Raw genomic sequence first — 21,690 nt, forward strand, 5'->3', positions numbered from 1 at the left:
TGGAAGGGGGCAAAGTCAAGATGCGGGTGCCGTGGCAGCAATTGGGAAGGGGATGATGTTAGTGATCTGTCAGGTCTGTGTCATGCATGCGGGAGATAATCTGCAGGAAATTTCGTGTCAGGACCGGGTGCAGTTCGGTACCCATCATATTCCACATCATGCGTGCAATCTGGCGAAGCTCCATCGGCTCGCGGTATGAGCGGCGGGTGCGCAGGGCATCGAAAAAATCGGAGATCATGGTCATCTGACTGCACAGGTCGGGTCGCCAGCCGGCCTGCACCGTGGGGTAGCCGGAAAGGTTGTATTTGAGATGATGCTCATAGGCGGTTGTTATCGCCAGCCGCGGTACTCCCGGGGTGTCCAGCAGGTGTTTGGCACCCAGGGTCGGGTGCTGCTTCATGATATTGAACTCTGCTGGCGTCAGTTTGTCCGTCTTGGTGAGGATCTCTTCGGGGATAAACAGTTTGCCGATGTCATGCAGCATGGCTGCAATCCCGATGTCGTGCAGGAGTTGACCCTCGATACCCAGGGCCATGGCCTGGGCGATGTTGAGGATGCAGACATTGGTGGAGTGGGTGAAGGTATACTCGTCCCTGCCGCGCAGGGATGCCACGGCCAGCATCGAATCGCCCTCCTGACGGAAGGCATTGATGAATCCGGAAACAATGTTGAACATTCCTGATATTTTAAGCTTCTTATGCTGTTTTGCTGTTTCGTAGATTTCCGAAAAGCGCGCCAGTTCCTCCTGCGGTATGTCGTGAATGGAGAGCGCTGCCTGACCGGTTTCGGAGACGGTGTCAGTTCCGGTAGCGGAGCCTGTCCCCAGATGGACGGCAACCTGTCCCAGCGTCATATGCGCGCTGGATGAAACATCCGCGGCATCCCCGGAGTGCGCAAGCCCGCATATCAGACTTCCGATTTCATCACGGGAAAGACCGGATCCGATCTGCAAATGGCTGATGCCGCGCGTTTTCATGATCTCGGCAAAGCGGTTCAAAAAGAGGCTGAACTCCTGCGGTTGTCCGTTTATAACCAGTTCACCTTCGATTACAACGATCGTGATCTCGGGTATATCTGTCAGCACCTGGGTGATGCTGGAGAATGCGGCATCGGTCAGTCGGGTAACCTGAGGATGGCTGGGGGTATAGAGAGAGGCGTTGGCCGTGGCCGAGAGCAGATGGCGGATGAATTCCTGTACCGTGCGAAGATCAGCGCTCATGGACCTTGCCCTTTATATTTTTGAGAGATTCCTGCGCCTGTCGGGCGATCTCGTCTTTTCCGGAGCAGAGCCGCTCAATGAGCGGTGATACGATCTGCAACGGAAAATATTCCAGTGCCCGGATGATGTCAAGTTTCAGTCGGGACAGGGTCTTGTTGTTAAACAGGCTGGAGGAACCGAGGATCTTTGCAAACTCAGGAAGTGCCTCTGTACGGCGCAGTTCTCCGAGAGCCTTTACCACGACGCTTTTGAGCTCATATTCCAGCGGAGTCAATCCGCCTTTGGCCAGTATGGCCAGCAGTTTTTTGTGTATATCGGGCAAAAGGCTCTTCTCTGACAGGCTGACGGCTGCAAACAGGGTCTCCCGGTCCTCGCTGTCAAGGTCTCGCAGGACCTGCTTTTCAGCAGTGGTATCATGGAGCATTACCAGGGTGCTGAGAGCTTCATGCCGCACCCGGCTGTTGCTGTGCTTGGTTAATGGGCGGATCAGGCGGATGATTGATTTGTCGGGGTGCGCCCTGAGGATGATGATCAGGTTTCGCAGCACGAACCAGCGTTTGTCGTCAAGCCGGAGAGAAATAGGTACCCGTGTCATGGGCCCCATCTCTATCAGGCGGTCCATCATGAAGCGCCGCAGCGACATGTTGTCTTCGGCTGCCAGATGATCGAGCAGGGCTTCGATGAATGGACTGCGGATTTTGGTGATCAGGAGGTTGATGTCGCTGTAGCGTGCTTTGCCCCAGATTGTCAGGCCGTTGAGGATTTCATCGAGAAACTCGCGGCGGGCGTAGTTCTCCCGCAGGTGGTACTGGAGATCTATCGGGAAGTTTTCGTCATTGGTGCGATCGATCATTTTAACCAGTTGTCCGTAATCACCGGTCTGCAGGAAATATCCGAACATGTCGCTCAGGTTCTGGAGAAAGAACTCGCGTTCTTCAAGCGTTTCACCACCTTCGGTAACAATATTCATGATGATGTCGCTGATCCTGTTTTCCACCATGTTGCCTTCCACGGTGGCCAGGAGCTCGCTGACATCGCCCGGGCCTATCCGGGGAATCTGGCTTTCTGAAATGAGCGTGTTGAGCTTTTGCTGGTAGTCATCGGGAATGAATTCCTCTGAGGCATGTTCCTTGAAAACAGTACGCATCCGTTCATGGATGTCTTCCTCGGCCATATGGTCCATGCGGGTGCTGGAAGGATGATTGGCGGCATGCAGGGACAGTTTCTGCAGCAGTCTCATAATCACAGGAGGCACATCGGCCTGATGCTGATTGAGATCTTCCAGGGTTTCAAGCACCGCATCGGCAGACATGCCACTGATAATATCAGCTGCTACCGGGGTTCCATCGGGTTTTTTTATATCAAAGGTGCTGTTGAGAAACTGACGGCGTAGATGCGGATTGAGTTTGCTCACAAAAACGGCCAGTTTGCTGTAGGGCATGGCAGCGGCATCCCGGGTTGATGGTTTCAAGCTTACTTGGCGTATGAAGTCGGAGATTGTCTGAATACAGTCGGATTCCTGTCGGGTTTCCATGGCCCGTTCATATGTGCTGTTAAGCATAACAGCCAGAACTTCCGGATCGATATCCTTTTCGGTCTGACCGTTTTTTTGATCGATATTTCCAGCCATCAATTCCCGTGTGAAACGCTCCCAGATCCCTTCGGCAGAGCTCAGGGAAGGGTCTTCATCCGTTTCGCCCCCGGATGCTCTGAAAAGATCATACCTGATGGCCGTGATTGCCAGGGAGGTGATGTTTCCTTTTTCCCAGAGTGTCGTTATGCCGCCGTAACGGTTGATTTCATCACGTTTCAAGCCAAGTATCAGGTTGAAATTTTCCAGTTCATTAATTGTCAGCCCGCGTCGCAGGGTCAGTACGCCGATACCGTGTTCAAAAAGGACCCGGGCAAAATCGCGGTAGACCAGATTGGATTTTTCCAGAACGGATGTTCCAAACATCAGGGCATCTTTGGCGACACCGATGCTGATCTCGTCCTGCACATCGAGCAGCTTGTTATAGAGCGCAATGACCTTCTGAAAGGCCCCTTCCACGACCGGGTGACCCTTGGGATAGGATTTGAAATTGCGGCGCGAGATATTGAGTTCGATGATCAGGCTGGCCAGCACTCTGATGTCGATGCCGCTGTTTTGTATGTCGCTGTGCCGGTTGGAGTCCATAGTCCTGGGGAATGAAAAGAGGCGGTGGTTTGAATATTGGTACGCTGCAGGATGATATCTGAATTTTGATGATTTTAAAATATATTTTAATGCGTTACAGCGTGTTGAAATTAATTTGCAAAGCAGGGACGATTATGCTTAATTCAGCACTTTGATCGGATCCGTACGGGAGGTACAACATGCAGAAAGGTCGCAGATGTGGTGTTCTGCTGCACCCCACGTCGCTCCCCGGCGCCGGTGGAATCGGCACGCTGGGTGATGATGCCCGTCATTTTATCGATCTTCTGGCCGGTATGGGGATGTCCTGGTGGCAGGTTCTGCCGCTCAATCCCACCGCAAGTGGCAATTCACCGTATTCAGCGTTTTCTGCTTTTGCCGGGAACCCGCTGCTGATCGATCTGGATACCCTTGCCCGTGAGGGCGACGTGCCGCTTCCCGTATATAAGGACAGTATTGCTCGGGATCGGGTTGATTTCGGTACCCTCCTGCCGGCCAGGATGGAGGCGCTGCATGGTGCTGCCGCCGCCTTTTTCGCGTCCGGCCGGACAGCGCGCATGGAAGAATTCTGGCATTTCTGTAATACGACACCCTGGCTGCATGACTATGCCCTGTTCATGGCGCTGAAACACCGCCACAAGGGGAAACCGTGGTACCAATGGCCGGCTTCCGCCGCCCTGCTGGATGCGGAAGCCTTTGAAAAGGCCTCTGTTGAGCTGGGCCCCGAAATCGGCGTCCAGAAATATATGCAGTGGCAGTTTTTTCGGCAATGGTACCACATCCGGGCATACGCCGCCGCACAGGGCATCGGGATCATCGGTGATATTCCGATTTTTGTTGCCTATGATTCGGCCGATGTGTGGAGAAACCGGGAACTGTTTCTGCTGGATGAGCGCGGTAAGTCGACGGTCGTGGCTGGCGTGCCGCCGGATTATTTCAGCAGCACCGGGCAGTTGTGGGGCAATCCGCTCTATAACTGGAATGCGCTGGAAAAACGGGGCTATGACTGGTGGATACAGCGCTTCAGATTCATGTTCTCCCAGTTTGACTGCATTCGCGTTGATCACTTCCGTGGATTCGAGGCCGCCTGGCACGTGCCGGCCGGCCATAAAACGGCAGTCAAGGGCGCCTGGGTGGCCGGTCCCGGCCGGCAGCTGTTCGATGCACTCTGTTCCGCCCTGGGGCCGTTGCCCATTATTGCCGAAGATCTGGGTGTAATTACCCCCCAAGTCGAGGCTCTTCGCGACCAGTATGGCTTTCCCGGCATGAAAATTCTCCAGTTTGCCTTCGGTTCCGGTCCGGCCAACGCGTATCTGCCGCACAATCATGTCAGGAATTGCGTGGTGTATACCGGTACCCACGATAACGATACCAGTGCGGGATGGTATGGCGGCCTGAGTGAAAGGGAGCAGTTGGAGGTGCGGGAGTATCTGGGAAACGCCGGCGGAGACCTGGTTGGTGATCTTGTCCGGGCCGCGCTGGTGTCCGTTGCCGATACGGTCATTGTCCCTTTGCAGGATCTTCTTGGGTTGCCGACTGAAGCGCGCATGAATGTACCAGGTACGCCGGATGGGAATTGGGAATGGCGCTTTAGCTGGGATATGGTTGATAAGGGTCTGGCGGCCCGAATACGGCACCAGCTGGAACTATATGGCAGGTGCGGGCATCAATCCGTTTAAATTTCTTGACAAAAAGGCAACATTGAATATACTTGCTTGCTTTGTATTTTGGCTTTATTTTGCCTGACCTACTGGACTGACTACGTGAAGATACGCATTGATCACATCAAGCACACCCCCTATGAACTGCATGTCGAGAAGCCGTTTGATTTCTTTCCGGTGCTTGCCCGGATGCAGGCCGACGGTGAGTGTGTCTTTACCGGGCCGGTAACGGCCGACGTGACGGTAGAGCGTGAGTTTGGCCACCTGAAGGCCATGGGCCGGGTACAGGTTCCCCTGGCCCTTACCTGCGGCCGCTGTTTGGTGACCTATGCTTCGGCCATCGATTCTTCCTTCAGAATTATCTTTCGCAAGGAAACAGCACGGCAGGCCGAGGTTGAAGATGAAACCGAACTATGCGATGATGACCTGATCGCATCCACCTACAGCGGTGATGAAATCGACCTGGCCCATGAAATTGAAGAGCAGGTGGCAATGGACATACCTTTGAAGCCCCTGTGTGATGAAGATTGTAAAGGGCTTTGCCCCGCCTGCGGGGCCGATTTGAATACCGCTTCATGTACCTGTTCGCGAGAACCGGTCAATCTTAAATTCAGCGCTCTGAAGGATTTCAAAGCATCCAGATAAACAACAGTGGCGGTTGTACCGGTCCACAGCACAAAGGAGAAACGACATGGCAGTACCTAAGAAAAAGACTTCCAAATCCCGTAAGAATATGAGGCGTGCCCACGACTTTCTGGTTCCTCAGCAGGTATCCGTCTGTCCGCAGTGCAAAGCCCCCAAGCTCCCCCACCGCGCCTGTCCGAGCTGCGGCACGTATAAGGGTAAAGAGGTCATCGACCTTTCCAAAGCTCAGTAGTCCATCCCGCTTTCGTGACAATGCCGGGAACAATGAGAGTTGCGGTCGACGCAATGGGTGGCGATAACGCGCCTGCAATCGAGGTAGAGGGTGCCGTTATGGCCTGCCGTGAATTCGGTATTCCGGTTACTCTGGTCGGCGACCAGGCGTGTCTGGCTGCCGAACTTGCCAAACATGCTACCTCGGGACTCGATATCGAGATCTTCCATGCCAGCGAAGTGGTGGGCATGCACGATTCCGCCTCCGATGCTGTGCGTAAAAAGCGCAACTCATCGGTGCGGCTGGCCTTCGACCTTGTAAAGGACAACAAGGCCTGTGCTGCGGTAAGCGCCGGAAATTCCGGGGCCACCATGGCTGCCGGCATGTTCGTTCTCAAGCGCATCAGCGGCATTGAACGACCTGCCATCGCCCAGATATTTCCCACCCTCAAAGGTAAAACCCTCGTGCTCGATGTGGGGGGTAACGTTGATTGCAAGCCGATTCATCTGGCCCAGTTTGCCATTATGGGAGAAGTGTATGCCCGCTATGCCATGGGAATCCCCAACCCTTCGGTTGGCTTGCTCTCCAATGGCGAAGAGGACTCCAAGGGCAACGAGCTTACCCGCGAGACCAATGCACTGCTGCGGGCTACTTCGCTGAATTATTCCGGATATGTCGAAGGGCGTGACATCTTTAAAGGTACCGTCGATGTGGTCGTGTGTGACGGTTTTGTGGGTAACGTGGTACTCAAGCTGTCAGAGGGATTGGCTGATGCCGCCGGCAAGATGCTGAAAAACGAGATCATGAAAAGCTGGGTTTCTAAGCTTGGCGGTCTTTTTGTGCGTGGCGCATTTAACCGCTTCAAGAAGATTGTAGATTATGCCGAATACGGCGGGGCTCCCTTGTTGGGCATCAACGGCGTAGGGATGATCTGTCACGGTGGTTCCAATATCAAGGCGATCAAAAATGCCATCCGCTTTGCCCATGAGTATGCCAGAAGCGGAGTTACCGAACATGTTGCGGAAAAGCTGTCTGAAAATGCTGTTGTTAACAGTCAAAAAGAGAACCAGAAAGCACAGGCAATAGCGTAATGGAGACAGTGTGCTGAGGGCCAGAATAACAGGAACCGGTTCTGCTCTGCCGGAGAAGATCCTCACCAATCTTGACCTGGAACGGATGGTCGAAACCAGCGATGAGTGGATTACCTCCCGAACCGGCATCAAGCAGCGACGCATTGCTTCTGAAGGCGAGTTCACCTCCACCTTTGCCGTCGCGGCCGCCCGGCGGGCGCTGCTCATGGCCGGGATCGATGCTAAAGAGCTGGATATGATCGTTCTTGGAACGGTCACTCCCGATTTCCCCTTTCCGGCTACATCCTGTATCGTCCAGCATGAAATCGGTGCTGTTAATGCTGCTGTGTTCGATATTTCAGCGGCCTGCTCCGGTTTTGTCTACGGTCTTTCCCTGGCCGACAAATATATCCGCACCGGTGCTGCAAAAAAGGTGCTCGTGATCGGGGCCGAAGTCCTGTCCCGCATCGTTGACTGGACCGACCGCAATACCTGCATCCTGTTCGGCGACGGTTCCGGGGCAGCGGTGTTGGAGGCCGTCGAAGGTGACGCGGGACTCCTGTCCACCCACATTTTCAGCAACGGCTCCTATTGGAATACGCTCTACCAGCCCGGATGCGGCAACCGTAACCCGGCCACCAATCAGCAAACGATGGATGAACGTCTCTTTTTTATCAGAATGGAAGGGAATGACGTGTTCAAGCACGCTGTCCGGGGCATGGAGGAAGCGGCCTGCACCGCCCTGACCGCCAACGGCATGACCCCCGCAGATATATCCCTGTTCATTCCCCATCAGGCAAATCGCCGCATAATTGATGCAACTGCAAAACGCCTCGGTCTTGCCGATGAGAAGGTGTTTATCAATCTGCATAACTACGGTAATACCTCGTCCGCTTCCATCCCGATCTCACTTGACGAGGCTAACCGGGCCGGTGTTTTGAAGCCGGGAGACATAGTGATGCTGGACGCCTTTGGCGGTGGCTTCACTTATGGTTCAGTCTTGATGCGCTGGTAGGGATGGGTGTTGTCTCTGGCATTTAATTTTGTGATGGAAGGTCTATTATGAGCAAAATTGGATTTATCTTCCCCGGACAGGGGTCGCAATACCCTGGCATGGGTAAGGAACTGGCCGATGCCTTTCCGGTTGCGCGACAGGTTTTTGAAGAGGCTGACGAGGCCCTCGGCTTCAAGCTTTCGGACCTCTGCTTTTCGGGAAGCGAAGAGCAGTTGCGGTTGACGGCGAACACGCAGCCGGCTATTCTGACCACCAGTATTGCCGTGCTGAGGGTTCTCCAGCAGGAAACTGCCCTGAAGGCCGATTACCTGGCCGGGCACTCACTGGGTGAGTATTCTGCCCTGGTCTGTTCCGGTGCCCTGGCATTCTCCGATGCGGTCAGGACCGTTCGTGCCCGCGGAACCTTCATGCAGGAAGCGGTTCCGGTCGGAACAGGCACCATGGCCGCCATGCTCAGCATCGAAAAAGATGAGCTGGAGGATATCTGTCGGGAAGCTGCCCAGGGTGAGGTCGTCTCTCCGGCGAACTTCAATTCCCCCGGCCAGATTGTTATTGCCGGAAGTACGGCTGCAATCAACCGAGCCATTGAGATCGCCAAAGGAAGAGGATTCCGCAAGGCCATGCTGCTGCCGGTCAGTGCTCCCTTTCACTGTGCCTTGATGAAACCTGCTGCAGACAGACTGTCAAGCGTACTTGACGCCATCACGGTGTCTGATATGTCCCTGCCGGTTGTCGCCAATGCCACAGCCCTGCCGAATGCTGCCAAGGAGCAGGTCAGGCCACTGCTGGTGACGCAGGTCTGTGCACCGGTATTGTGGGAGCAGTCTATCATCGCTATGGTCGGGCAGGGTGTGACGCGTTTTATCGAGATCGGTCCCGGCAAGGTGCTGTGCGGGCTGGTCAAACGTATATCAAAAGAGCCAGAGCTTGCAAATATTGAGGACAGTGCCGGCCTGAAAGCCATCCTGAATTGATTTCCTGTTTGAAAGGAGCCAGAAATGCTTGATGTCAATGAGATCATGAAGATTCTTCCCCATCGTCCCCCTTTTCTGCTGGTGGATCGTATCACGGAGATGGAACCTGGCAAGCGCATCGTCGGATTGAAAAACGTTACCATCAATGAGCCGTTTTTTACCGGCCATTTTCCGGGTCATCCCGTTATGCCCGGGGTCCTGATTATCGAAGCAATGGCGCAGGTGGCCTGTGTATTGGCTATTCTGTCGTCTGACGAGAGTGTGCGATCGAAGGTTACCTATTTCGCCGGTATTGACAACGCAAAATTCCGCAAGCCGGTATTTCCTGGAGACCAGCTCCGCCTTGAGCTGGAAGCGGTAACGTGCAAGCGCGGCATCTGGTATTTCAACGGCAAGGCGTATGTAGATGACAAGCTGGTAACCGAAGCAGAATTAAAGGCGGCCTTTGCCGATAAAGCGTAGAATACTATTGCGAGATTCTTACACAAAAAATATAGGGGGTTGTTATGCCTAAGGATAGGATTGCTGTCGTAACAGGGGCTTCCCGCGGGATAGGACGGAGCATCTCTTTGGCATTGGCTGCCAAAGGGGCAACGATCGTTGCCGTAGATATGGACCAGGCGGCGACTGACGCAGTTGTGGCCGAGTTGCAGGCCGCAGGCCACAAGGCGCTGGCCGTTGTCGGCAACGTAACTGCGCCGGCCGATGTCGAACGCATGATCGATGCAGCTACGGAGGCCTTCGGCCGCGTCGATATCCTGGTCAATAATGCCGGGATCACCCGTGACGGTCTGCTGATGCGTATGAAGGACGAGGATTGGGATGCGGTGCTGAATGTCAACCTGAAAGGTGCCTTCCTCTGCACCCGGGCAGCCTTCAAGGTCATGAGCAAACAGCGCTACGGCCGCATCATCAACATCGCATCGGTTGTCGGACAGATGGGAAATGCCGGCCAGGCCAACTACTGTGCCAGCAAGGCCGGTCTGATCGGACTTACCAAGTCCAACGCCCGTGAGCTTGCCAAGCGCAGTATCACCGTCAATGCAGTTGCTCCCGGATTCATTGCCACGGCCATGACCGATGCCCTGTCCGAGAAGGTGCGTGACGAACTGACCGCCCAGATTCCGCTGGAGCGGCTGGGGAGTGCCGATGACATCGCCAATGCGGTGGTGTTCCTGGCCAGTGAGGCGTCCGCTTATATCACCGGTCATGTTCTTTCCGTCAATGGTGGCATGTACATGTAAGTTGGATTGCAGCAAAATAAAAATTGACATTTGATGGTTTCATGCTTAATTAACAATCCTGGCTTAGACGAAGAAACCTGAATAGGGTTTACATCACACGGAGGTGAAATATGTCTGACATCGCAAAAAGGGTAAAAGAAATCGTTGCTGAACAGTTGGGTGTGGAAGAAGCGTTGGTGTTGCCTGAGTCTTCCTTTATGGATGACCTGGGTGCCGACTCTCTCGATACGGTTGAGTTGGTTATGGCCCTGGAAGAAGAGTTCGACATCGAAATTCCTGATGAGGACGCCGAGAAGATCCAGTCGGTCAACGATGCCATCGAGTACATCACCGAACACAGCTAGAAACACAATGGAGGAGGGGAGATGCTCCCCTCTTTTCTTTTCTGACGTCGTTTTTTATACATGTTAGCCCAGGGAGTCTAATACCATGAGAAGAGTTGTTATTACAGGAGTCGGCGCGGTTTCACCACTTGGTACCGGTAACGCCGCCAACTGGGATGCACTTGTCAAAGGGCAGTCGGGCATCGGCCTGATTACCCGTTTTGACGCTTCCGATCTGCCGGTCAAGATAGCTGGTGAAGTCAGTGGTTTTAATGCCGAGGATTTCATCGAAAAAAAAGAAATCAAGAAGATGGACCTCTTCATCCAGTACGCCATGGCTGCCGCCCATTTTGCCATGGCGGATTCAGGTTTGGTCATAAACGAAGAGAACGCTGAGCGGGTCGGAGTTCTGGTCGGTTCCGGTCTGGGTGGTCTCCCCACCATCGAAAAATACCACCTGGCTCTGCAGGAGGGCGGCTACAAAAAGATTTCTCCCTTCTTCATCCCCATGCTGATCATTAACCTGGCTCCGGGCCATATTTCCATCAAATACGGGGCCAAGGGCCCGAATATTTCTTCCGTTTCGGCCTGTGCAACCAGTACACACTCGATTGGCGATGCCTACCACATTATCAAGCGTGGCGATGCGGATGCCATGATTGCCGGCGGAACAGAGTCAGTTATCACCCCACTCGGTATTGGCGGCTTTGCTGCCATGAAGGCGCTTTCCGACAGGAATGACGACCCGACAGCAGCCTCCCGTCCATTTGATAAAAATCGCGATGGTTTTGTTATGGGTGAAGGTGCAGGGATTGTTATTCTGGAAGAGTACGAGGCGGCAAAAGCTCGTGGAGCCAAGATTTACGCTGAGGTTGTGGGCTACGGTATGACCGGCGATGCCTATCACCTGACGTCGCCTGCTCCGGATGGCGAAGGAGGTGCCCGTTGCATGCGGATGGCCCTCAAAAATGCCGGCGTTGCTCCTGAACAGGTCTCCTACATAAATGCACACGGTACTTCGACGCCGATTGGCGATTTGTATGAAACGATGGGGATCAAGAGCGTCTTCGGCGACCATGCCAAGAGACTAATGGTTTCATCAACCAAATCAATGACCGGCCACCTTCTTGGAGCTGCTGGCGGAATTGAAGCGGTGTACACCCTGATGGCAATGGATAAGGGCGTTGTCCCGCCGACCATCAATTACACCGATTCTGACCCGGAATGCGATCTTGATTATGTTCCCAATACTGCCCGGGAAGCGAAGCTTGAGTACGCCTTGAGCAACAATTTCGGATTCGGCGGCACCAACGCGACCCTGCTGTTCAAGAAGGTGTGATATGAAGATAGCTCTCGGCAGCGATCACGGCGGCTATAATCTCAAACAGGCACTGATTCCTTTTCTGCAGGAACGGGATATTCAGGTTGCCGATGCCGGCACTACCAACTCTGACGATTCGGTTGACTACCCTGATTTTGCCGAGCGTGTGGCGTTGCTTGTGTCTCACAATGAGGCCGATGCCGGCATTCTGATCTGCGGTACCGGTATCGGGATATCGATTGCCGCCAACAAGTTTCCCGGTATCCGGGCGGCACTGGTGACTGATGACTTCATGGCCCGTATGGCCAAGGAGCATAACAACGCCAATATCCTGGTGCTGGGCGGGCGGGTGCTTGACGAGCAGAAGGCCTGTGACCTGGTCAGCGCCTGGCTGGATGCGACCTTTGAAGGCGGTCGCCATCAGGGGCGGCTGGACAAGATTACCGAAATAGAAAAAAAATACTGATGATTCAGACGGATTGTTGAAACGCACTGGAGCGGGACTATAACTGGTCCCGTTTCTGCTTTTGCAGACCCCCATTATCGAAGGAGCAGCACATGTCAATTCTATCGCAGTTTGACCCCGCAGTTGCCGAAGCCATTTGCCATGAGACCGAGCGCCAGGAATACAACCTGGAACTGATCGCCTCCGAGAACTTTGTTTCCGAAGCAGTACTGGAAGCCCAGGGCTCGATCATGACCAACAAGTATGCCGAGGGTTATCCCGGCAAGCGCTATTATGGCGGCTGCGAGCACGTCGATGTGGTCGAGCAGCTGGCTATCGACCGTGCCAAGGAGCTGTTCGGCGCCGAGCATGCCAATGTCCAGCCCCACTCCGGGTCCCAGGCCAACATGGCGGTCTACTTTGCGGCATGCAAGCCGGGTGATACCATCCTGGGGATGAACCTGTCCCATGGCGGACATCTGACCCACGGCAGCCCGGTCAATTTTTCCGGCAAACTCTTCAATATCGTACCGTACGGTGTTTCTCCCGAGACCCAGACCATCGATTACGCCGAGGTCGAACGACTGGCTGTGGAACATAAACCGCGCATGATCGTGGTTGGTGCCAGCGCCTATCCCCGCATCATCGATTTCCCGGCCTTCCGCGCCATTGCCGATAAGGTTGGTGCGGTTGTCATGGTTGATATGGCCCATTTTGCCGGCCTGGTGGCCGCCGGTGTCCATCCCAGCCCGATCCCCTATGCCGAGTTCGTCACGACCACCACCCACAAGACCCTGCGTGGCCCGCGCGGCGGCATGATCCTCTGTCGCGAGGAATTTGCCAAGACGGTTAATTCGCAGATCTTCCCCGGCATCCAGGGCGGCCCGCTGATGCATGTCATCGCTGCCAAGGCGGTGGCCTTCAAGGAGGCGTTGCAGCCGGAGTTCAAGATTTATCAGCAGCAGATTGCCAAGAACGCCAAGGTATTGGCTGCTTCCCTGATGCAGCGCGGCTTCAAACTGACCAGCGGCGGCACCGACAACCACCTGATGCTGATCGATTTCTCCGGCACGGAGATCACCGGCAAGGCGGCCGAGGCGGCCCTGGACAAGGCCGGTATCACTGTCAACAAGAATACCGTGCCGTTTGAGACCCGTTCGCCGTTTGTCACCTCCGGTATCCGCGTCGGGACGCCGGCCTGCACATCCCATGGCCTCAAGGAGACCGAGATGGACCAGGTGGCCGGTTTCATCGCCGATGTCGTTGCCAACATCGACAATGATGAAAGGCTTGCGGCCATCAAGGTGCAGGTCAATCAGATGATGAAGAGGTTTCCGCTGTACGCCAGCCGTTTGAAGTAATTTTCCTCCCCCCGCTGCATGCCACTTTGAAAAAGGTGTGCTGCACGGGGGGATTTACTTTCTCCTGTAGCCCAAATCTCCTTTCACTTCCAGGAAGTTGTTTTTCCGACTTCTCTCTCCGTGGCAATTGCTTTGACGATCTCATATTTCCGATGTTATACACATCAAGTCCCATCGTAATTATCCTTAAAGGGAGTACTGCGTAATGCAACCTGTCTCAACATTCAGGGGAACCAGTGGCGAGGTCGTCAGTATCTATGTTTCGCCCAAGACGTATGTGTCTGCATTGCCGGTTGCAGTGGGAATCCTGCTGCTCAACTGGCTGTGCAGTCACGTTGGAATCTACCGTGTCTACATCTGGCTGCCGCTCCTGATCGCTTTTGTAACTATGACAGCCATGCGTTTTGCAATTCCAGCCAGCCGTGTTGACATGGATCCGACCAACGATCCTGGAGAGATCCTGGCGTACACCGGACGCTTTCTATTGCTGAACCTTGTCTGGTTTATTCCCTTGCTGGTTATCTGGAAGCTGGTGACAAAAAATCCCCTGCTTGGAGCTTTGACTCTGCTGGAAAATCCGATGCTGTTTTTTCAGTCTCCGGGACTGCAGCTGTTGCGGCTCATGCTGATCATCATTGCAGTTGTGCTGCCAACTCTCTGCCTGCTTATTTCCCTTTTCAGCAGTACGACGAAAGGGCTTTTCAGCCGTTACAGCTGGCGTTGGCTGGTGAAACAGCGCAGGGCCGATCTAGCGCCCTTCTGGAGCAATCTGATAGGGGGCAGCCTGGTAATGATCCTCTATGCGCTCCTGCCTGCCCTGATTATCGTGTATATCGGGTTCAAGGATTCTTCCAGAACCGCATCATTTCTCGCTAATCTGCTCTGCGTCTGGATATTGTCTACGATTGCGCTGTTGGTCGGCCGGCTGGCCGGTGTTTTTGTTGCCCATGATTTCGTTCAACTGGATTTCATAGCGGATGAGCCGCTGATTGCCAGTGAGGTCAATGAGGTTGTGTCCGAGCCGGTTGTTCCTGCGCGTTCCAATGAAGCCAAACCTGATTGTGATGATATTGAACAACGGATGTTGGAAATCGATGATGACCATGTGCAGGCAGCTCTAGCTGCTGCCAGGGAGCTTGAAGCGTCCATGACCGCTCCGATTCGGGGGCAGATTGAACAGATGATCCTGCTCCTGCGCAGCGGAAACAGGGAAATGGCACGTACCGTAGCTGCCACTGCCATAGATGCCTCTGCCCAGCGTGGTTTTGCCGATATCAGTATGAAGCTGTTTGACAAGATGGGGGGCGATCGCCGCAAACTGAAGCTTTCGGCCTACTCCTTGGAAATACTGGGAAATATGTATCAGAAAAAGAAACAACTCCTGGATGCTGCCTGGTGCCTGCACTCCGCTGCAATTGCAGCCGGTGATGCCATAAAAGCCCAGAAACGTCTTTTCCAGATCGCTGAACTTGCCGAAAAATCCGGCAGCCATAAAGATGCCCTTACCCTGTACGAGATTCTGATCAGGCAATATCCGGATTCGAATCTTCTGGAATTTGCACAGCAGGGGGCGGCCCGCTCAAAGAGTCAAATCGTGTAAGCAGGGTCTGATGAACAAAGTCAGGGATTGAGAATGCAACGTTGCAACGGCATCCGGCTTTACTTCTTGCTGTATTCAACCGCTCGTCACTGTATCGAAGAATCTGTTTTTGCTCAAAGGAGGGCTAGAGGTGGAGACAAAGCGTTTTCTGACACCGTCCGAAACTGTTCAGGCCATAATCGCCGCTGGGCGCCGTGTCCTGCACCAGACCTTTGGCCGCACCTTTGTACTCAGCCTGCTGGCCGGGTTTTATATCGCCTTTGGAGCTCAGCTCTCCACGGTCGTCAGCCAGGATGCGGCCAGCTTTGCCGGGCTGGGGGTGTCCCGGTTGCTGGCCGGCAGTGTCTTTTCCATCGGATTGATGCTGGTCGTGATCTGCGGCGCCGAACTGTTTACCGGCAACAGCCTGCTGACCGCCGCGGCACTGCACGGAGAAATCTCCTGGGGAAAGCTGGCTGAAAACTGGGGACTCGTGCTGGTCGGCAACTTCCTCGGATCCCTGTTTTTCGCCTGGCTGATGTTTCAGTCGCACCTCTGGGAGCAGGGCACGGTGGCCGAGCAGGCCGTCAACATCGCTGCGGCCAAGTGCAAGCTCTCGTTCCCGGTGGCCTTCATCCGCGCAGTGCTCTGCAACTGGCTGGTCTGTCTGGCGGTCTTCATGGCCACCGCTGCACGGGATGTGCCGGGCAAGCTGCTGGCCTGCTACGTCCCGATCATGACCTTCGTCACCAGCGGCTTTGAGCATTCCATTGCCAATATGTATTTCATACCCACCGGACTGATGATCTCGCAGCGTACCGGCCGCGTTGACCCGGCCCTGACCTGGAACGCCTTTCTCGTCGATAACCTCCTGCCGGTAACCCTCGGCAATATCGTCGGCGGTGTTGTCTTTGTTGCGTGTGCCTACTGGTATGTGCATGGCGCCGCAGTTCGCGAATCCCGCTGAACGAGGCCTATAACTGCGGGGCGGCCTGATTGACTTAGACGTGCCGTTCTGTTAGAAATGACAGGTATCTTTATTTAGCAAGGAATCCAATGGAAAATTTCCTCTTCAAGCTATCCATCATGCTGGTGCCAGGCTTGCTGGCCATCACCTGTCATGAAGTCTCACATGGTTTTATTGCCTGGCGCTACGGAGACCCCACGGCGCGCATGCTGGGCCGCCTGACCCTCAACCCCCTCAAGCATATCGATCTCGTCGGCACCCTGATGATCTTCTTTGTCGGCATCGGCTGGGCCAAGCCCGTTCCGGTAGTGTACGAGAACCTGCGCAATCCCAAGCGCGACATGATCTGGGTGGCTGCGGCCGGACCGATTACCAATTTCCTGCTGGCGTTTGTCTCAGCCATACTGCTGCGCGGGCTGGTCGCCTTTGCCAATCCCGCCGCGGCCCCCGGGTCGCAGTTATCCATGGTCAGTGAACCGCTGGTGCTGATGCTGGCCTTCTCGGTGTATATCAACCTGCTGCTGGCCATCTTCAATCTGATACCGCTGCCGCCGCTGGATGGCGGCCGGGTGCTGACCGGCCTGCTGCCCTACCGTCAGGCGGCTGCCCTGGCCCGCATCGAACCCTACGGCATGGTGATTATCATCGTCCTGGTGTTCTTTACCAATCTCTTTTCCTATGTCATTTCTCCGCTTCTCAGCATTGGCGTCCACCTGCTGGCCGGTCCGCAAAGTGATCTGGTGTTGGGCGTTACCCGTCTGATGATGCGGTAATGTGCGGGAAACGGTGCTTTTTCGTCCTGGCTGCGTAAGTCTTCCCGAAAAATCCCCGTTTCCATACTATATCTATTTGGAGCAATAACATGAACAAAGCACGCGTTGTCAGCGGCATGCGGCCGACCGGAAAACTGCATATCGGCCATTATCACGGTGTTCTTGAAAACTGGGTCAGGATGCAGGATGATTTTGACTGTTTCTTTTTTGTTGCCGACTGGCATTCCCTGACCACCGAATATGCCGACACCTCCGGCATCCGCGACAGTATCCGCGAGATGGTGCTGGACTGGGTGGCCTTTGGCCTTGACCCGGCAAAATGCGTGATCTTCCGCCAGAGCCTGGTGCCGCATCATTCCGAACTGAACCTGATCCTGTCCATGATCACGCCGGTCTCCTGGCTGGAGCGCTGCCCGACCTACAAGGAGATGCAGGACAACCTGGAGACCAAGGACCTTTCCACCTTCGGCTTTCTGGGCTACCCGGTGCTGATGGCAGCCGATATCATCCTCTACAAAGCCACCCGTGTGCCGGTGGGGCATGACCAGCTGCCGCATCTGGAGGTCACCCGCGAGATCACCCGGCGTTTCAACAATTTCTATGGTAACGTATTTCCCGAACCGGAGGCTTTGCTGACCCAGACCCCCAAACTGCTCGGTCTCGACGGCCGCAAGATGAGCAAGTCCTACGGTAACTCGATCTACCTGTCCGATACGGCCGAGGAGACCACCAAAAAGGTGCTCTCCATGATGACCGACCCGGCCCGGGTGCGGCGCACCGATCCGGGCGATCCGGATGTGTGTGTGGCCTTCAACCTGCACCGCATCTACGTGCCCCAGGAAAAGCTGGATGAGATCATTCCGGCCTGCAAGGGTGCCACTATCGGCTGCGTGGAGTGCAAACGGATTCTGGCCGGCTGCATGAACGAACGTCTGGCACCTTTCCGGGCAAAACGGGAAGAGCTGGCTGCCAAACCCCAGTTTGTCGACGAAATTCTGGCGGACGGCAGTGCCCGGGCAACGCTGATTTCCGACAGTGTCATGGCGGAAGTCCGCGCGGCATTGAAGTTCTGAGATGAACCCCGGGCGCGAGGTTGGTCAGCATCACGGGCGGGATGAAGATCCCGGACTGCTGGATGGCATCCATGAAGGCTACAGCGTCCATCTGGATAAATTCGACGGGCCCCTGGACCTGCTGCTGCACCTGATTCGCAAGAATGAACTGGATATCTGCGACATCCCGATTGCAACCATCACCCGCCAGTATCTGGATTACATCAAGGTGATGAAGGAGCTCAACCTGGAGGTGGCTGGGGATTTTCTGGTCATGGCGGCCACTTTGCTGCAGATCAAGTCCCGCATGCTGCTGCCGCTGGATGAGCCGGAAGAGGGTGAAGCCATAGAGGATGATCCGCGGGCCGAGCTTATCAGGCGGCTGATGGAGTATCAGCAGTACAAGGAGGCGGGCCAGGTAATTGGTGCCCGGGCGCTGCTGGGGCGTGAGGTTTTTGCCCGGACCTGGTCTGATCCGGAGTTGGTTGCGGCCCAGAATGTGGAGGGGCCTCTGGAGGTAAGCCTGTTCGACCTGGTGGATGCCTTCCGTGGTCTGCTGGCGCGTATTCCGGCCGAACATTTTCACGATGTGGCTGCCGCCGAAACCTTCAGTATTGCCGACTGCATCAACGAGATCCTTTCCCTGCTTCAGGAACGCTCTACGGTACAGTTTGACGAGCTGGTGCGGGATGAATTGACCCGTGAGCGGGTCATCGTGACGTTTCTGGCCCTGTTGGAGTTGTGCCGTCTCAAGATGATCCGCATCTTTCAGGACGGCCCCCAAGGAAATATCTGGTTTGTTCCTTCAGTCACGCAGGAGGATCCGGTCGAAGCATCCGAAGTATTGATATCCACGGAATAGGAGGCACTGCTATGTTCAAGGAATTCAAGGAATTTGCCCTCAAGGGTAATGTCATTGACCTGGCGATCGGTATCATCATCGGTGCCGCCTTCAACAAGGTCGTCCAGTCTCTGGTCAACGACATCATCATGCCTCCGGTCGGGATGCTGTTGGGCAAGATGGATTTTTCCGCCCTGTTCATCAATCTTTCCGGAAAGCCGTTCGAGACCCTGGCTGAAGCCAAAAAGGCCGGTGCGGCCACCCTCAACTACGGCCTGTTTATCAATTCGATGGTTGATTTTGCCATCATGGCCTTCGTAGTCTTTATCATGGTCAGGCAGATCAACCGCCTCAAGCGGGAGGCCCCGGCCGCTCCGGCCCCGGAGACAAAGGCCTGCCCGTTCTGCCTGTCAACCGTGCCACTGGCCGCGACGCGCTGTTCCCAGTGCACCTCCCAGATTGATTAAACCGGTACCCTTGTAATCATGTCACTGCCTGCTATTATTGAATGCATACTCTTTACCGCAGAATCCCCCGTTTCGCTGGATCGGCTCTGTGAGCTGCTGACCGAATACGAACGTGCGGATGTCAAAGAGGCCCTGTCGGCGCTGGTACAGGCCCACGAAGAGCGGAATGGAGGGGTCCAGCTGGTGGAGGTTGCCGGCGGCTGGCAGTTCAGGACCCGTCCCGAAATGCAGCAGTACGTAACGCGGCATATCAAGGCCAAATCGGCCAAGTTCTCCCAATCGGCTCTGGAAACGCTGGCCATCGTGGCCTACCGCCAGCCGATAACCCGGGCCGAGGTGGAGCACCTGCGCGGAGTGGATTGCGGCGGCGTGCTGAAATCCCTTCTGGAGAAGCGGCTGGTGCGGATACTGGGCAAGAAGGATATCCCCGGGAGGCCCCTGATCTACGGCACGTCGAAGGAGTTCCTTGAGATATTCGGCCTGAAGGACCTGAAGAGCCTGCCGACCCTGAAAGAGATCCAGGCCCTTGACGATATCCCGCACTATGAACGGCAGGAAGAATTGCCCTTGGGGCAGGACGGCGGTCTGACAGACGCAGATTCACCGCCGCTTTTCGAGACATGAACGCAGGAGGATACTTCCATGAAGCGTCAACCGGCAGTGGCAGGACAGTTTTACGCAGGCAACAGCAAACAGCTGCGCAGTGATCTGGCAGAGATGATTCCGGGCATCCCCGGCACACGCAGAGTGATCGGCATCATCGCACCCCATGCCGGTTACATCTACTCCGGCGCCATCGCCGCTGCGGTTTTCGCATCCATAAAAATCCCCACCACCGTTCTGATCCTCGGCCCCAACCATCACGGCACCGGTGCCGGTGTGGCCCTGTATCCGGATGGTGAATGGCTCACGCCGCTCGGCACGATCCATATCAATTCGCGCCTGAATGCACTGTTGAAACTCAATGCCCCCCTTGTCCAGCCGGATACGGCGGCCCACGAATTCGAACACTCGCTGGAGGTGCAGGTACCCTTTATCCAGTATCTGCAGGCGGATGCAACGGTCTCTGCCATCTGTCTCGGCCACGGTGACTATGCTGCCGTCAGAAAGATAGGGGAGGGGATCGCTGCGGCTATCCGGGCCTATGACGGTGATGTGCTGATTGTGGCCAGTTCGGACATGACCCATTACGAGTCTGCTGATTCTGCCAAACGCAAAGACGGTCTGGCGCTGGACCGGGTGCTGAAGCGTGACCCGGAAGGGCTGCTGCGGGTCTGCCGGGAAGAACAGATCACCATGTGCGGAGCCGTGCCGGCCGCCGTCATGCTGGTGGCTGCCGGAGAGCTGGGTGCTTCGCAGGCTGAGCTGGTCGCCTACGGGACCAGTGGCGACGTCACAGGTGATAACCGGCAGGTTGTGGGGTATGCGGCGGTTGCGGTCTGGTAGGAAACTGTGTAGATTTGAGTACAACAGAAAGGGCCCCGCGGCGGGGCCCTTTTTTGTTGCCGGTTATTCCGCAGAATGCTATGGCAGGACAGCGGCGATTGCCTGTATCTGCTCTGCTGTCAGTCCCTTGACGGAGGTCATGCTGCCGGAAGCTGTAATTGCCGAGCTGATGGCTGCTGTTCCCCTGGTTTTTATAGAAGTTGACGCGAGTGGTCCATGACACCCGGTGCAGTAGAGGCTGTAAAGATCGCTGCCGTTGAGGGTGCCGGATGTCGTCGGAACAACAGTGGGGTCTGCCGGAGGAGCGCTGGATAATGGCGCAGCAGCGGGGTTCTGCAGTGCATCACGCTGGGCAGTGGTATGCGGGCGGTCGGACATGCCGCGCGATCCGCGCTTGTCATTGGAGTGGCAATTGTAACACATGGAATCGTAGAGATAGTTTCCTCCCAGAATGGTCCAGGTGTGGGTATGACCATCCGAAGCCGCTGTTGACGTAACCATGACCCTCATGCCGGCCTTCACATCAGAAAACTGCTGGGCTGAAAGAGCAATGGTATGAGAGTGTCCGTTGACGGCACTGCTCTGGTAGTTGACCTGGGAAGCGGTTCCGGGATCACTGAACGGAATCGTGACTGTGTGGGTATGTGTATCCGTGGCCGGCGACGCCACAGCAGACTGCACAACTGATGCGGTCAATTTGACTGCCGGAGCGTTTGTTTCATTACTGCCACCGCATCCCGAAAGAGCGGTGATAGCCAGAACACCGTATAGCAGGATCCGTTTCATCTGCATCGAAAGCATAGGTACCTCGTTTGTGATTGAATGAAATGATGTCTTATTAAGTACGATAACAGGCAGATAAATGCAAGACAAATAAGACCAAAATTGACTTTAATGGTAATG

The 21,690-nt window shown here is 55.2% G+C and carries 23 protein-coding genes; 20 read left to right on the top strand and 3 right to left on the bottom strand.

Features of this window, described 5'->3' with window-relative positions:
- Nucleotides 1-58: 58 nt before the first annotated feature.
- On the bottom strand, nt 59-1,219 hold the full coding sequence (locus ACOCF6_RS19795) for an HD-GYP domain-containing protein (protein ID WP_482462044.1): 1,161 nt from the start codon (nt 1,217-1,219) through the stop codon (nt 59-61).
- A complete protein-coding gene (locus ACOCF6_RS19800) occupies nt 1,209-3,395 on the bottom strand; it encodes a HEAT repeat domain-containing protein (RefSeq protein ID WP_482462045.1) in 2,187 nt (728 codons plus the stop codon). The genes ACOCF6_RS19795 and ACOCF6_RS19800 overlap by 11 nt, the downstream gene beginning before the upstream one ends.
- A gap of 179 nt (nt 3,396-3,574) precedes the next feature.
- Here ACOCF6_RS19800 and malQ point away from each other — a divergent pair, with 179 nt between their 5' ends.
- The 20 genes from malQ to amrB all read left to right on the top strand — a co-directional run bounded on the left by malQ (nt 3,575) and on the right by amrB (nt 20,787).
- Entirely contained in the window at nt 3,575-5,071 is a 1,497-nt protein-coding gene (gene malQ, locus ACOCF6_RS19805; RefSeq protein WP_482462046.1) for a 4-alpha-glucanotransferase, read from the top strand.
- A gap of 84 nt (nt 5,072-5,155) precedes the next feature.
- Nucleotides 5,156-5,698 (top strand): YceD family protein, encoded by a 543-nt coding sequence (locus ACOCF6_RS19810; protein WP_482462047.1) that lies wholly within the window; start codon nt 5,156-5,158, stop codon nt 5,696-5,698.
- Nucleotides 5,699-5,744: 46 nt separating this feature from the next.
- A complete protein-coding gene (rpmF, locus tag ACOCF6_RS19815) occupies nt 5,745-5,930 on the top strand; it encodes a 50S ribosomal protein L32 (protein ID WP_482462048.1) in 186 nt (61 codons plus the stop codon).
- A 32-nt stretch (nt 5,931-5,962) separates the two neighbouring features.
- A complete protein-coding gene (plsX, locus tag ACOCF6_RS19820; protein ID WP_482462049.1) occupies nt 5,963-7,000 on the top strand; it encodes a phosphate acyltransferase PlsX in 1,038 nt (345 codons plus the stop codon).
- A 10-nt stretch (nt 7,001-7,010) separates the two neighbouring features.
- On the top strand, nt 7,011-7,994 hold the full coding sequence (locus tag ACOCF6_RS19825) for a beta-ketoacyl-ACP synthase III (RefSeq protein WP_482462050.1): 984 nt from the start codon (nt 7,011-7,013) through the stop codon (nt 7,992-7,994).
- 47 nt (nt 7,995-8,041) lie between these two features.
- Nucleotides 8,042-8,968 (top strand): ACP S-malonyltransferase, encoded by a 927-nt coding sequence (fabD, locus tag ACOCF6_RS19830; RefSeq protein ID WP_482462051.1) that lies wholly within the window; start codon nt 8,042-8,044, stop codon nt 8,966-8,968.
- A 24-nt stretch (nt 8,969-8,992) separates the two neighbouring features.
- Nucleotides 8,993-9,430 (top strand): 3-hydroxyacyl-ACP dehydratase FabZ, encoded by a 438-nt coding sequence (fabZ, locus tag ACOCF6_RS19835; protein ID WP_482462052.1) that lies wholly within the window; start codon nt 8,993-8,995, stop codon nt 9,428-9,430.
- Nucleotides 9,431-9,474: 44 nt separating this feature from the next.
- Nucleotides 9,475-10,212 (top strand): 3-oxoacyl-[acyl-carrier-protein] reductase, encoded by a 738-nt coding sequence (fabG, locus tag ACOCF6_RS19840; protein WP_482462053.1) that lies wholly within the window; start codon nt 9,475-9,477, stop codon nt 10,210-10,212.
- A 110-nt stretch (nt 10,213-10,322) separates the two neighbouring features.
- Complete coding sequence (gene acpP / locus ACOCF6_RS19845; RefSeq protein WP_482462054.1) at nt 10,323-10,556, top strand: acyl carrier protein; 234 nt, start codon at nt 10,323-10,325, stop codon at nt 10,554-10,556.
- An 85-nt stretch (nt 10,557-10,641) separates the two neighbouring features.
- Nucleotides 10,642-11,874: a beta-ketoacyl-ACP synthase II gene (gene fabF, locus ACOCF6_RS19850; protein WP_482462055.1), complete on the top strand. Its 1,233-nt coding sequence runs from the start codon at nt 10,642-10,644 to the stop codon at nt 11,872-11,874.
- Nucleotide 11,875: 1 nt separating this feature from the next.
- A complete protein-coding gene (gene rpiB / locus ACOCF6_RS19855; RefSeq protein ID WP_482462056.1) occupies nt 11,876-12,322 on the top strand; it encodes a ribose 5-phosphate isomerase B in 447 nt (148 codons plus the stop codon).
- A gap of 92 nt (nt 12,323-12,414) precedes the next feature.
- Entirely contained in the window at nt 12,415-13,662 is a 1,248-nt protein-coding gene (gene glyA / locus ACOCF6_RS19860; RefSeq protein ID WP_482462057.1) for a serine hydroxymethyltransferase, read from the top strand.
- 205 nt (nt 13,663-13,867) lie between these two features.
- Nucleotides 13,868-15,262, top strand: coding sequence for a tetratricopeptide repeat protein (locus ACOCF6_RS19865; protein WP_482462058.1), 1,395 nt, complete (start codon nt 13,868-13,870; stop codon nt 15,260-15,262).
- Between the two features lie 130 nt (nt 15,263-15,392).
- A complete protein-coding gene (locus ACOCF6_RS19870) occupies nt 15,393-16,208 on the top strand; it encodes a formate/nitrite transporter family protein (protein ID WP_482462059.1) in 816 nt (271 codons plus the stop codon).
- 89 nt (nt 16,209-16,297) lie between these two features.
- Complete coding sequence (locus ACOCF6_RS19875; protein WP_482462060.1) at nt 16,298-16,981, top strand: site-2 protease family protein; 684 nt, start codon at nt 16,298-16,300, stop codon at nt 16,979-16,981.
- An 89-nt stretch (nt 16,982-17,070) separates the two neighbouring features.
- A complete protein-coding gene (gene trpS, locus ACOCF6_RS19880) occupies nt 17,071-18,054 on the top strand; it encodes a tryptophan--tRNA ligase (protein WP_482462061.1) in 984 nt (327 codons plus the stop codon).
- Between the two features lies 1 nt (nt 18,055).
- Nucleotides 18,056-18,895: a segregation and condensation protein A gene (locus ACOCF6_RS19885; protein WP_482462062.1), complete on the top strand. Its 840-nt coding sequence runs from the start codon at nt 18,056-18,058 to the stop codon at nt 18,893-18,895.
- An 11-nt stretch (nt 18,896-18,906) separates the two neighbouring features.
- Nucleotides 18,907-19,341: a large conductance mechanosensitive channel protein MscL gene (gene mscL / locus ACOCF6_RS19890; RefSeq protein WP_482462063.1), complete on the top strand. Its 435-nt coding sequence runs from the start codon at nt 18,907-18,909 to the stop codon at nt 19,339-19,341.
- 18 nt (nt 19,342-19,359) lie between these two features.
- Nucleotides 19,360-19,965 (top strand): SMC-Scp complex subunit ScpB, encoded by a 606-nt coding sequence (gene scpB, locus ACOCF6_RS19895; RefSeq protein WP_482462064.1) that lies wholly within the window; start codon nt 19,360-19,362, stop codon nt 19,963-19,965.
- 18 nt (nt 19,966-19,983) lie between these two features.
- Nucleotides 19,984-20,787, top strand: coding sequence for an AmmeMemoRadiSam system protein B (gene amrB / locus ACOCF6_RS19900; protein ID WP_482462065.1), 804 nt, complete (start codon nt 19,984-19,986; stop codon nt 20,785-20,787).
- A 78-nt stretch (nt 20,788-20,865) separates the two neighbouring features.
- Here amrB and ACOCF6_RS19905 read toward each other — a convergent pair whose 3' ends face one another.
- Nucleotides 20,866-21,588, bottom strand: a complete 723-nt coding sequence (locus ACOCF6_RS19905) for a c-type cytochrome (RefSeq protein ID WP_482462066.1) — start codon at nt 21,586-21,588, stop codon at nt 20,866-20,868.
- Nucleotides 21,589-21,690: the final 102 nt, after the last annotated feature.

The sequence above is a fragment of the Geobacter psychrophilus genome (genome assembly GCF_056821595.1).

Coding starts and splice junctions, on each gene's coding strand:
- ACOCF6_RS19795 (WP_482462044.1), bottom strand. CDS start 1,219: ATGAGCGCTGATCTTCGCACGGTACAGGAATTCATCCGCCATCTGCTC.
- ACOCF6_RS19800 (WP_482462045.1), bottom strand. CDS start 3,395: ATGGACTCCAACCGGCACAGCGACATACAAAACAGCGGCATCGACATC.
- malQ (WP_482462046.1), top strand. CDS start 3,575: ATGCAGAAAGGTCGCAGATGTGGTGTTCTGCTGCACCCCACGTCGCTC.
- rpmF (WP_482462048.1), top strand. CDS start 5,745: ATGGCAGTACCTAAGAAAAAGACTTCCAAATCCCGTAAGAATATGAGG.
- plsX (WP_482462049.1), top strand. CDS start 5,963: ATGAGAGTTGCGGTCGACGCAATGGGTGGCGATAACGCGCCTGCAATC.
- fabD (WP_482462051.1), top strand. CDS start 8,042: ATGAGCAAAATTGGATTTATCTTCCCCGGACAGGGGTCGCAATACCCT.
- fabZ (WP_482462052.1), top strand. CDS start 8,993: ATGCTTGATGTCAATGAGATCATGAAGATTCTTCCCCATCGTCCCCCT.
- fabG (WP_482462053.1), top strand. CDS start 9,475: ATGCCTAAGGATAGGATTGCTGTCGTAACAGGGGCTTCCCGCGGGATA.
- acpP (WP_482462054.1), top strand. CDS start 10,323: ATGTCTGACATCGCAAAAAGGGTAAAAGAAATCGTTGCTGAACAGTTG.
- fabF (WP_482462055.1), top strand. CDS start 10,642: ATGAGAAGAGTTGTTATTACAGGAGTCGGCGCGGTTTCACCACTTGGT.
- rpiB (WP_482462056.1), top strand. CDS start 11,876: ATGAAGATAGCTCTCGGCAGCGATCACGGCGGCTATAATCTCAAACAG.
- glyA (WP_482462057.1), top strand. CDS start 12,415: ATGTCAATTCTATCGCAGTTTGACCCCGCAGTTGCCGAAGCCATTTGC.
- ACOCF6_RS19865 (WP_482462058.1), top strand. CDS start 13,868: ATGCAACCTGTCTCAACATTCAGGGGAACCAGTGGCGAGGTCGTCAGT.
- ACOCF6_RS19875 (WP_482462060.1), top strand. CDS start 16,298: ATGGAAAATTTCCTCTTCAAGCTATCCATCATGCTGGTGCCAGGCTTG.
- trpS (WP_482462061.1), top strand. CDS start 17,071: ATGAACAAAGCACGCGTTGTCAGCGGCATGCGGCCGACCGGAAAACTG.
- ACOCF6_RS19885 (WP_482462062.1), top strand. CDS start 18,056: ATGAACCCCGGGCGCGAGGTTGGTCAGCATCACGGGCGGGATGAAGAT.
- mscL (WP_482462063.1), top strand. CDS start 18,907: ATGTTCAAGGAATTCAAGGAATTTGCCCTCAAGGGTAATGTCATTGAC.
- scpB (WP_482462064.1), top strand. CDS start 19,360: ATGTCACTGCCTGCTATTATTGAATGCATACTCTTTACCGCAGAATCC.
- amrB (WP_482462065.1), top strand. CDS start 19,984: ATGAAGCGTCAACCGGCAGTGGCAGGACAGTTTTACGCAGGCAACAGC.
- ACOCF6_RS19905 (WP_482462066.1), bottom strand. CDS start 21,588: ATGCTTTCGATGCAGATGAAACGGATCCTGCTATACGGTGTTCTGGCT.